Annotated in this window: 10 protein-coding genes; 6 read left to right on the top strand and 4 right to left on the bottom strand. The window is 41.3% G+C overall.

Annotated features, from left to right (window positions below):
• Positions 1–72: 72 nt before the first annotated feature.
• A complete protein-coding gene (locus H5185_RS18680) occupies positions 73–648 on the top strand; it encodes a porin family protein (RefSeq protein ID WP_182722649.1) in 576 nt (191 codons plus the stop codon).
• Positions 649–985: 337 nt separating this feature from the next.
• Here the strand turns inward: H5185_RS18680 and H5185_RS18675 are convergent, their stop codons facing one another.
• Positions 986–1,372, bottom strand: coding sequence for a ribosome recycling factor family protein (locus H5185_RS18675; RefSeq protein ID WP_124015483.1), 387 nt, complete (start codon positions 1,370–1,372; stop codon positions 986–988).
• Positions 1,373–1,677: 305 nt separating this feature from the next.
• Between H5185_RS18675 and trmH the strand changes: the two genes are divergently transcribed.
• Positions 1,678–2,379: a tRNA (guanosine(18)-2'-O)-methyltransferase TrmH gene (gene trmH / locus H5185_RS18670; RefSeq protein ID WP_182742836.1), complete on the top strand. Its 702-nt coding sequence runs from the start codon at positions 1,678–1,680 to the stop codon at positions 2,377–2,379.
• Between the two features lie 203 nt (positions 2,380–2,582).
• Here the strand turns inward: trmH and H5185_RS18665 are convergent, their stop codons facing one another.
• Positions 2,583–3,386 (bottom strand): polysaccharide deacetylase family protein, encoded by an 804-nt coding sequence (locus tag H5185_RS18665; protein ID WP_182742835.1) that lies wholly within the window; start codon positions 3,384–3,386, stop codon positions 2,583–2,585.
• A gap of 512 nt (positions 3,387–3,898) precedes the next feature.
• Between H5185_RS18665 and H5185_RS18660 the strand changes: the two genes are divergently transcribed.
• Positions 3,899–4,525, top strand: a complete 627-nt coding sequence (locus H5185_RS18660) for a protein-disulfide isomerase (RefSeq protein WP_124015481.1) — start codon at positions 3,899–3,901, stop codon at positions 4,523–4,525.
• A gap of 115 nt (positions 4,526–4,640) precedes the next feature.
• Here H5185_RS18660 and H5185_RS18655 read toward each other — a convergent pair whose 3' ends face one another.
• Positions 4,641–5,285 (bottom strand): LysE family translocator, encoded by a 645-nt coding sequence (locus H5185_RS18655; RefSeq protein WP_124015480.1) that lies wholly within the window; start codon positions 5,283–5,285, stop codon positions 4,641–4,643.
• Between the two features lie 720 nt (positions 5,286–6,005).
• Between H5185_RS18655 and H5185_RS18650 the strand changes: the two genes are divergently transcribed.
• Positions 6,006–7,997 (top strand): methyl-accepting chemotaxis protein, encoded by a 1,992-nt coding sequence (locus H5185_RS18650; protein ID WP_124015479.1) that lies wholly within the window; start codon positions 6,006–6,008, stop codon positions 7,995–7,997.
• 208 nt (positions 7,998–8,205) lie between these two features.
• Here the strand turns inward: H5185_RS18650 and H5185_RS18645 are convergent, their stop codons facing one another.
• Positions 8,206–8,454, bottom strand: a complete 249-nt coding sequence (locus tag H5185_RS18645; protein WP_124015478.1) for a DUF3297 family protein — start codon at positions 8,452–8,454, stop codon at positions 8,206–8,208.
• 557 nt (positions 8,455–9,011) lie between these two features.
• On the opposite strand from H5185_RS18645, the gene H5185_RS18640 reads away from it, so the two are divergent.
• Entirely contained in the window at positions 9,012–10,139 is a 1,128-nt protein-coding gene (locus H5185_RS18640) for a DUF2157 domain-containing protein (protein WP_182742834.1), read from the top strand.
• A complete protein-coding gene (locus tag H5185_RS18635; protein WP_182742833.1) occupies positions 10,132–11,325 on the top strand; it encodes a DUF4401 domain-containing protein in 1,194 nt (397 codons plus the stop codon). Before H5185_RS18640 ends, H5185_RS18635 begins: the two co-directional genes overlap by 8 nt.
• The last annotated feature ends 80 nt before the right edge of the window (positions 11,326–11,405 follow it).

The following is an 11,405-nucleotide window of genomic DNA, read 5'->3' as shown; positions in this document are numbered from 1 at the left end:
ATTGTTTTTATAAAGTTGGCATCCGTTTTGTAGAGTACTAGATGTATTTACGTAATTAACTAGGAGTACCTTATGAGAAATACTATTGTTACTTTAGCTGGACTAATTTCATTAGCATCTTTTAGTGCTTATTCTCAAGCTGATGACTTAAAAAATGATGTGGCAGAAAATGGTGTTTATGTCGGCGCTAATTATGGTTACCTGAAAGTCGATGGAGATGATGAGTTTGACGACGACAATGATGTGCTCCAGGGCTTAGTAGGTTATCGCTTCAATAAATACTTAGCTCTAGAAGGTAGCTATATTGATTTTGGTCATTACGGCAACAACTTATCTCGTGCTGAAACAGATGGTTATACCGCAGGCCTAAAAGTCACACTGCCAATTACTGATCGAGTAGAATTGTATGCCAAAGGCGGCCAATTATGGTATTCCACTGACTATGATGTGGTCGGGTTGTCTGGTAATAAAGATGATGAAGGTGTATTTGCCGGTGCTGGTGTCGGGTTTAAAGTAACAGACCGTTTTTTAATTAATGCCGAGTACACTTGGTATGACGCAGAAATTAACCTAGATAATGTTACTAACGGTTCCGATACAGAAACAGATTTCAAACAAGCGAGTATCGGGGTTGAATATCGTTTTTAAGCATAACTAGACAGCTTAAAACGTCAGCGACTTAAAAAATAATAGTCATCAAGGTGTAATGCAAATTGCGTTACACCTTTTATTTATGTTTACCATTTAAAGCTCACATTAATACTGTAAATCTTCTATCCAAGGGCATATGGATCAACACAAAGGTCTTGTTTCTGCGATCTTATCTATGCCTCAACTATACCCACTGCAATACCAAGATAATCTGATTAACTTGTAGCGAAAATATACTAATACGTGCGATTCCAGCCCCAAACCACAGCAATGTTTACCATCAAAAAGATTGCATTCCTTCAGCATAAAAAGTGAAAGCACACGGTTGAAATAATCAACAGTCAACGTGAAAACGAGCCACTCTCGCCTCAGCTAACGTGCACTGGGTAAGCTGGATTAGCTCGCCTAAAGTCAAATTAGGATTCTCTCGAATTAAACGCCTAAGCTTTATGTCTAATGGCTCTAACTTGTCGGCATGACCCAGTAACGCTGTAGCAATTTTTTGAATTAGATAACCAAAGCCAGCATCATTGTCAGTTTTTAATCGCTCTATAAACGATTGAATACTTATAGCCTCGCCTGTAATGGCCCAATTTCGAGAACGGCGCACGCGCTTAACATCACACTGATATTGCAACGCAATCTCTCTGGCTTGCTTAGCTTTTTCACCGCCGATTCGATGAATAAGTGAAGGTAATTGGATGGTAATATCTTCAGTCATGGCCTGCTGTAAAATCTACTTGTTATTATCATTAGCTTAAATGAGTTTAGTTAGCTAAAAACAGTTATTTACCTATTACTTATCACCATACATTAAAAATGCGATCTTGTGATTATTGCCTACATTAATCGGCAAGTCTTGGTGTTACCGCGATGAATGACTTTTTAGCACTGGCATTTTAGCGCTATAATACCAGCCGAAATAATCATCTTACTGTCAATATTACTCATTTATTCGTTGCATTGAACGCATTTTGTGCGGCAAGCAAAGGTTAAATAGAGTGAAAAATCAACTAGAGTTACCCCATGAGCCCAGAACGTTTTGCCCGAATAAACCAGATGCTGGATAATCGCCAAGTCGACTTAACGATTTGCCTTGATAAAGTGCATATGACCAATAATATTGCTGCGGTTCTTCGCTCTGCTGATTGTGTCGGTATTCATGAAATTCATGCCGTATGGCCAGATATCGATATGCGAGTATCAGGTAATACCGCTTCAGGTAGCCAACAGTGGGTTAATACGATTAAGCATTACACGTTTGCAGAAGCTCATCAGGTTTTTAAAGCACAAAAAATGCAGGTACTTACGACGACCTTTTCAAACACGGCCGTGGATTTTCGTGAAATTGATTACACCAAACCTACCGCTATCGTGATGGGTAACGAACGTGATGGTGTGAGCGCAGAAGCGATTGCAGCGGCCGATCAACACATCATCATCCCCATGCGAGGCATGGTGCAGTCGCTTAATGTGTCTGTAGCGGCAGCATTAGTCATGTATGAAGCCCAGCGCCAACGTGAGCAAGCCGATATGTACGGCAGCCGCAAACTTGATCACGCTTATTGCCAAACTATGTTGTTTGAACAAGGGCATCCAGTTTACGCCAAAGCCTGTCGACGCAAGCAAATTCCCTACCCAGCCATTGATGATCAAGGCCAAATTGTTGCCAACAAAGAATGGTGGGATCGTATGCGCGCCCCTGATCCGCAAGCATTGGTGGATTGATGCATCAACTCAGTACATCCACTAATAACGATTAATTGAGTCTAGTATTTGGCTTAAATATTCTGCACCACTGTTTAATAAGTATTAAGCACGACTTGATAGAGTTTTGATCCACTTGAAATAACCGCAGAGTTATAAGTAAACTATGAGGCTTATCAACCTGTCATCTATACTCTCTTGACGACAATCAAATGATTAAACTATTACAGCTTACTGTGGGCATATTTCATCAAGTTGATGTATGAATCCACATAATAAGAATCCCGGTTATTGGCTAAGAAGGTTAATAACTCAGAGTGAGCCTCCGATGACACAGATAAATAATCTCCTCCAACCCCATGAAATATAATGTTTACTAATAAAATATCTGCAGGAATATGGCGAATATAATCTATAAGCTCTTTGCCACTTTGGCCTTCTGGAAACAATATCAGTGAAAATCGAGAATCTTTCCCCTGTCCTTTCACCGCAGTAAATAGCTCATTAAGCTGACTCAGGTATTGTTGGCTACTTAACACATCAGCGCCAATCACCATATCGCCACAAGGCACCGTATAAGTCCGTTCGGATTGACCATCAATGGCCTTTAAAAAAGTATTGGCGACTTCAAGTTCTTCAATCATCTGCGCCATGCTGTAATGATCAAGATCATGATGCGCTTCTACCCAATCTCTGTTCGGTAATGACGCTCGACAAGGATGATAAACACTGTGATTGCCAAGCTCATGGCCATTGTTAGCTGCTGCACGCCATTCATCTAGCCTCGCATTCATAACCGGAGAGTTGGCAACCACATAAAAAGACGCCTTTAGATTATATTTATCTAGCGCGGGGATCACATTATCTAATTGGCTATTAAGCGCATCATCATAAGACAGACTAACGGCTAACTTGCTCCCGCCTGGCCAAGTGAACATATCGCCTAAAGTGTTAACCCTGCTTGTCGTGTCAGCATGACTTGATAATGAAACTAGTAGTGCAGCAATAAAATAAATTGGCTTAATCATAATCATTTACTGTCCATAAAAATCACTTGAACGTCACCATCAAGTGATTACTCGCTACATAAAAGTCATCGGCTTAAAAATATAAATCGTTAAGCCTCTGGGTTATCTATACGTATGAGCATTAAAAACGGACAGCGATGAGCCTGTAAATAACTGTAACATTTAAAAAATAACAGGATTTATACTAGACTACTGATGCTCAGCTCACGTATGACATTACATATCTATTGAACAATATCATCAATATCTGTCATTGTATTTATGGATAACCAATGTCCACTCATAGAGTGCGTTTCTCGATTTCTTAAGAATAAATTTAAGATTTTAATTCAATAAAAATAGGATGTTAGCAGAACAATAACTAGTTATGTTAGACCATTACCTAGAGGCAATGTACACACAATGATAATAGATAAGGCCATTCTGGCTCAATGCGCTCAGATTCAATGATTGTATAATGCCCATAAACTATTTAGGATCAACACATAGGATCACAAACAAGAATTCATTTAATGACCACTGAGCTTTATTTTATCTACGACTCACATTGCCCTTGGAGCTATGCCGCCACACCTTTGGTGAACGCATTGCAACAAGCCTATCCAGAAATGAATATTCACTTATTACACAGTGCGCATTACATCGGCAAAGACAGTGCTGGCGAAGAACAAATGCAAGCAGCGGCAAAAATAAGTGGACTTAAATTTGGTCGCGACCATATTCGCTACGCAAACAGCCCTAAAAGCTCAATCAAAACCGCAAACTTTATGGCCTGGTTAGAGGGCAAACAAGCTGACAAGCAATTAGCTGTGCTCAATGCGCTACAAAGAGCTCATTTCATTGAAGGTAACCCGCTTAGTAATAAACACGACTTTAATGACATCGTCGAAAAATTTAAGCTATCACCATCAAATAAAGTGTTTAAAGATGAGCTCAGTATGGATGCAGAATACGTACTGGAAGGCATAGAAGAAATTCAACAAATCATTGGTACCACTGGTTTTCCCGTATTGGTGATGACAGTTAATGATAACGCCATTTTTATCGACCACTCACAATACCTGAGCAGCCCTCATGCCGTGGTAGCCGCGGTTGAAAAAGAGATAGCGGCGATTAAACTCGCTAAAAGTGAATCATAACGATAAACCTTCGCTCACCAAATGCATTATCGATGTGAATGCGCCAGCAATAAGATCAAAAAACCACGGCTAATGACCGTGGTTTTTAGTTAATGGCCTCTTTCAACCGTAAAGGTTAAGCAATACTCTGCACTTGCGATGCCAGTAACCAAATGGCTAAAGCAAAAAATATTATCCCCATAAACTTATTTTGATAAGCACGAAACTTTTCATTTTTCAGCAATGGTTTGCCCAAACTGCCCACTAATGCCACCAACAGCAAATTGAACGTCAAGCCCATTACGTTCAGCAGTAAACCGAGTGCCAGCATCTGTTCACCTGAACTGGCAGTGAGTTGGGTAGAAACAAACTGGGGCAGAAACAACACAAAAAAGATCAGTGCTTTAGGATTAAGTAAATTGCTCAGCACCGCACGACGATAAAGTAGTTTAGCGACATTACCTTGCTGGCTAAACTCGGGCGCATCGCTGGCACCACTGCGCATGCAATCCCAGCCCATTTTCAATAAATACGCTCCGCCCAATACCCTTAACAGCTCTAACGCAATTGGATTCATCGCCACAAGAGCAGAAACGCCCATAGCTGCAAGCAAGGTTAAAATTAAACCAGAAGTCGCATTACCAAAGCTGGCATACACACCCACTTTGCGACCATAGCTCAAACTCGAACTGGCGATCAACAGCATGTCAGGTCCAGGGATTAACAATAACGCGACCACAGTGGTTAAATATAAAGGCAGCAAAGCCAGATCTATCATCATAAATACACAAATATTGGTTAGCGGTAAAACAAGGCGCGGATTCTACAGCTATTCAACATGAATGAAAGTCATGATGGGCAACATCCAGTGTTTAAGCACTGTAATGCTTGGCAGAGATTGTTTACAGATAAAGGAATGAAATACATGATGAACAGACACTACCTTTGAACTCGCTATTTCTGTTACAACAGACTAATTAGTTATAATAACAAAATAGCAATAAACTATTATATTTCATGTATATAAAGTTAAAAAATATTCCGTGAATAAATATCAGGTCCGTCATGATGGCTAGCCTGTTGTTTTCAGCACTTAGTGAAGATGGAATAAGCCTTACGTAAAGTCGGTGTCATCTTAAGCGGTTGGCACCGACGATCTAATGCTTTCGAGGCGACGTTTACTCAACCTTTATTACTGCAATCTGCTTCAACATCTGTCCGCTCTTTGCCATTAAACACCATCCCCATCTCAAATCTCAAATTCGAAAATTACAGCCATATGATGCGGCTAAGTGGTTTAACGCTAAGGCAAGCACAACGGCTGAATATGCGCTAAAAAGTAACACCCCCTTGGCAAGGTTGACTTAAGCGTGGCAGTTGTCGATGACGATATAACAATAAATGTAAAAAATAGTAACTAAAGTATTAACATAAACCCAACAACCTAGACTAAAGTTAAAGTAACATTTGGTTCAGCGAGCTCGCGCAGGGTAACCCTTTTATGGAAAAGCAAACGTTATTAATTGCACAAAAAGCAAAGTATCTTAGTGTGGGCTTATTAGTCACAGTGATTATGCTTATTTATATTGTAATGCAGACCTTAGCATTACCGGTAATTCAAAAAGAAGTTGAAAAGAAAGAGTTACTGCGTATTTCAGCCAGTGTTAACGAGGTTAGAATTGAACTAAGCAAAGGTTCGGTGCTAACCCAAAGCTTAGCCTCATTAGCAGAAACCTTACCCTTAGACGAGCAGCAATTTAGCGCGTTATTTCCCAAAATTATTGACCAATTTGGCAATGGCAATATCGCTGGTGGTGGTATTTGGCCAGAACCTAATGCGTTTAGCTCTGGTGTGGCCTTAAAGTCCTTTTTTTGGGCACGCAATGCTTCAGGGCAATTAGACAAAATTGATGATTACAATAAACCTGATGGTCCAGGCTATCACAATGAAGCTTGGTATATCGCTGGGCGTTCACTTAAAACCGGACAGTGTGGTTGGTCTGAAGCTTATGAAGACCCTGTCAGTGGCACTGCTATGGTGACCTGTACTGTCGCGATCAATCGAGCAGGTAAGTTTTGGGGCGTCGCAACCGTTGATTTAATGCTAGCGGGTTTAGATAAATTATTTAAGCGCCAAAACCAAGAGTCAGGCGGTTTTAACTTTGTATTGGGCCAAAACAATCAAATAATCAGCTTTCCAAGTATTCGCTCATCATCACTTGATATGAAAAAATTCAGTGAGGTCGCCGCCCAAGATAGCAGCCTTCAGCCGCTGTTGAGCGCAATCAACAGCGGCCAGACCATTATCCACTTACCAGAGGGCGTAGTGGAAGACAGTGGTTCTATGTTGGCAATAATGGACATGGCCGAAGAAGGCATGAAAATTGGTATTGTTTTGCCTGATCCCATTATCCAAAAACCTATCAGCGACTTAAGCTTTAGTTTATATGCGACGCTCATTCCCATGCTGCTGTTCTTTGTTGGTATTCTAATTTTTAATGCTAACAAAGTGATGCAATGGGTCAATGAGACCACTGCGCAAATTCGCATGTTAATCAGTGGCGGTTCTGCTGCAACGCTCAAGATAGATCGTTATGATGAAATAGGTAAATTAAAACAAGCGGTTAATCAATATAGTGAACATCTCAAAGGCTTGCTTGGACAAATAGCAAACGAAGCGGTAGAAGCCAAAGATAGAGCCAAACAGCTCAATGAAATGTCTTCTATGCTAAAACAGCGGGCAGAATCACAACTCACAGAAAACCACATGCTTGCAGCGGCCATCACTGAAATGTCTGCCAGCGCTGCCGAAGTGGCACGAAACACAAAATCAACATCAGAAACCGTCGACGAATCCCAAGGGCTTATTCAACGGCGCATGGTTGATGTCGAAGAAAACAGTAAAGCTAACCAAGAGCTGTCACAAGTACTCCAAAAAACAGCCGATATTATTAATCGTCTTGCTTCTGACTCCCAGCAAATGGGAACCATGTTAGATGTGATTAAGAGTATTTCAGAGCAAACCAATTTGTTAGCATTGAATGCCGCCATTGAAGCCGCTAGAGCGGGTGAACAAGGGCGCGGATTTGCGGTGGTTGCCGATGAAGTAAGAACCCTCGCAGGCCGCTCTCAAGAGTCAGCTAGTAAGATTGAAGCGATGATCGCGCAGCTGCAAACATCGGCTAGTCAGGGCGTGAACATCATCGTCAGTTCACAGTCCTTATCCGTAGAATCTTTAGCTCGATCAGAAAAAGTAATTGCAGGGTTTAACGAAATTATTGAAGTATTTAGTGACATCAGTAGCAGTACCTCGCATATCGCGATGGCCGCCAGTGAACAATCAAGCGTATCGGGCGAAATTAACCAACTAGCCGAAAACATTAGAGTCAGTAATGACTTAAATGCTAAAGATGCGCTTGAATTAGCGAATGTCAGTAGTTCGTCTTCAGAGTTATCAAATCGTTTGTATGACTTGAGTAAAGGCTATGCTTAGCCATAAAGAGTGTTAAGCAACTGTGTTTTTGAGCATGAGTAAACGAGTCAACATATACTCAGGTAATGGGCTTTAACACAGCACCAAGCTATGGAATAGAAGCCATCGCCGCGGTAAAATATAGCTACAGCACCTAACAAAAAAGCGAACCCTCTCAGGTTCGCTTTTTTACACAGTGAATAAATAGGCTCAGAGATAATGCTCAGTTCTACTTATAGAACGCTTCAACCTTGCCTTTTACTGTCATCGTAAGCGGTTGGCCGCGACGATCTAATGCTTTGTGCGAGGCAACTTTTACCCAACCTTCGCTGATGCAATATTCTTCAACATCATTACGCTCTTTGCCATTAAGTAAAATACCAATCTCGTGTTCGAAAACGGCTTCCACATGATGTGGGCTACGTGGATTAACGCTAAGGCGATCAGGTAAAGCAGGTTTAGCTGTAGTGTCGTTCATTGTCTTGTGCTGTAGTTAATAAAACGTGCGCTATTGTAGGCAATACCAGCCTGATGCTCAATAGCGACTGCTATAAATGTGAGTCGCCACTAAAAGATACCAATATAAATGATGTCTCATCAATGGCTTAAAAACGGATTTAATCAGTAACCTCATGCACATCAGCGCAGTGTTAAAGATCGGCAGGTAACGCATATGAGGTATAAAAGCTATTGCTGCCATTTTGTTGCCTACTCCAGAGACCATGCGCCGGCAGCTGTGATGATATTAATAGCAAAATCAGTATCGTATCGGCAAATAGTCGTTGATAGCCGCAATCAATATCGGTTACTGTTTACACAACACTCGCGATGCCATCTGTCAGGCAAGAGTCCAAGTTTAAGCTCTCATGATAAGGGCTAATATTAATGAAAAGTGCTAAGCAGATGAGCTATGTTTAAAACGATGTTTGATTTTTCCATAGCTTTAAATTGCATATCAATAACGTGAGCTTGAATTAGAGTTAGTACGAGCAAACTTGGACGGCTATTGATTCAGAAAAAGGATAACGAACAAGGATGATTGAAAAACGTTCACACATATGGCAATGGTTTTTAGACAACAAAATCGAGCCCACAAACCTTAAAGCTGCAATGTTAGTAGCTTATCCACACCCAAACACAGAAAATTGGCAACAATTAATTGCCAATATATTACTCTATCTTGGGGTATTGCTACTTAGCGCTGGGATGATATTTTTCATGGCGTTCAATTGGGACGCACTAGCGCACCTGAGTAAATTTGCCATAGTCGAAGGGTTATTTGCTCTGTTTATTAGTGGGTTTTATCTGATTAACCGCATGCAAAAAAAGCAGCATTCACCGCAAAAACCTCTTAAACAACAGAGCCAAAATGTTTATGGCTGGAGCTTGCCCAATGCCATGTTACTCGGTGCCAGCATCATGCTTGGGGCATTACTGGCCCTGGTGGGACAAACATACCAAACCGGCGCAGATCCTTGGCAACTATTTGCTATTTGGGCAGTGTTAATTTTACCCTTTGCCTACATCGCAGGCTTTGATCTGTTGTGGTTACTGCTGGTGGTCTTAATCAATATAAGCCAAGGACTATATCTTCAATCCTTTGCTTCTGTGTTTAGTTTTTTACAGGAAGACATCCAACAAATCGCTATTTTTGGCGTAACGAACTTAGTCATCCACCTAGCATTTACCACAGCTAAACGCTGCAAATGGCCAGGTCAATTACGCTTTAACTGCCCCATGGTTGAAAAAAGCAGTTTACTTGCTAGCGTTAGTGCATTTACCTGGCTAATCATTTGGGTCATTTTTGACTTAAACTATCAGTATGAAGCCAGCAAACATGCTGTTTATTATGCGTTACTTTACCTACTCACCCTGACTAGCTTATTTATATGGTACCGTTATCGCGCCCCCGCCTTATATCCACTTGCCCTGGTATTAACCAGTATCAGCGCTGCTATTGTGTCACTACTTTCAAGAGCGCTAATAGAATCTAACGACTCAATAGCGAGTTTTTTTCTGATTGCTATGGTAGTCGTAGGTGTAACCAGTGGCAGCTTATATTGGCTAAAAAAATGGCAGAAACAGTTCAGCGAAATGGCAAGTCTTGAGCATAAAGACGCGAACAATAGTGATGTTAAAAGTGAGGTTGCCACCGATGAGTAACCTCAACGCCACGGCATTATGGCAAACGCTGGTTAACCACCAACTTGTAAACACTAATACAACACCAGAAACCACACTGGCCAGCCCTTGGTACATTATTGCCATGCAAATTATTGGCGGCTGGGTTGCGGCGCTGTTTTTATTGGCCTGTGTGCTAGTCAGTGGATCCATCATTGGCGATATCGACCAATCGTTTATCGGCCTTGGTGCCGCACTAAGTCTAAGCTGTTTAGTTTATTACCGTCTGGGCGCCAATCGGCAAGAGTTTATTCTGCAGATGGTATTTGCATTTAGCTTAAGCGGACAAATAATGTGGCTTTTGGGGATTTACGAATGGCTAGAATCTAGTAATGAGACCCTGATTGCACTGATTTACCTGGTCACGTTTATGATTCACTGGATTATCATTCCTCATAAAACCAACCAATTTGTGGCTGCATTAGCCATGGTGCCTAGCTTTTTAGCTATCTTAGTGGTTAACCAGGTCACGCTATTAATATTGCCATTATTGCTGCTGAGTTTAGTGCTTATCTGGTCGCACGTTTATCGATGGCCGCAGTATTATCAGCGTCTTAGAATGTTAGGTTATGCCATTGCTATTAATTTGCTCCTCGCCAATTTCATGTTATCTGATATGGGCGATATCATAGAAAGACCCAGCGTATTAATGGCATTTAACTCCAGCATCAGTGACTATCTGGCCGTTACAATAAGCTTATTATCTACGCTATGGCTGATTAATCACATTGTTAACCTGCTCAATTTAACTACCGATAGCAATACCAATCGAGTTGTTACTGTGCGTCCTCGCAACAAGTTGATGGTGATCCTCGCGACAATATTAATCGGCCTACTTTCCATCGTCATGAGCGGATTAAGCGCCGCAGTATTGATGCTCCTGCTGGGCTATTTTTACAACGAACGAAAATTAGTCATCATTTCGGTATGTGCCCTACTCGCCTTTATCGGCATGTATTATTACTCACTCCATATCGACTTGTTTGATAAATCTCTATGGCTAATGGCCAGCGGCATAGTATTACTAATGCTCAGATTTGCCATAAGTAAAAATACTAGCGGTAAGCGTAAAAATAAGCCTCATAATATCACTGAAAATGGGGCTGAAATGAGCGCTATGGTTGAAAGCGGTCAAGTGAACAGACCACTTAATAAGGAGCAAGCATAATGACCTCGAATAACATGGGGGCGCTCAATCCACGTCAGCTGAGTAAGCGGTCACTTTGGGCTATTATTGCAGCAGTGGTG

The organism is Shewanella sp. SG44-6, from assembly GCF_014164185.1.
Classification (GTDB): domain Bacteria; phylum Pseudomonadota; class Gammaproteobacteria; order Enterobacterales; family Shewanellaceae; genus Shewanella; species Shewanella vesiculosa.
Note: the sequence above shows the minus strand (reverse complement) of the source record. Positions and strands in the feature narration are given on the sequence as shown.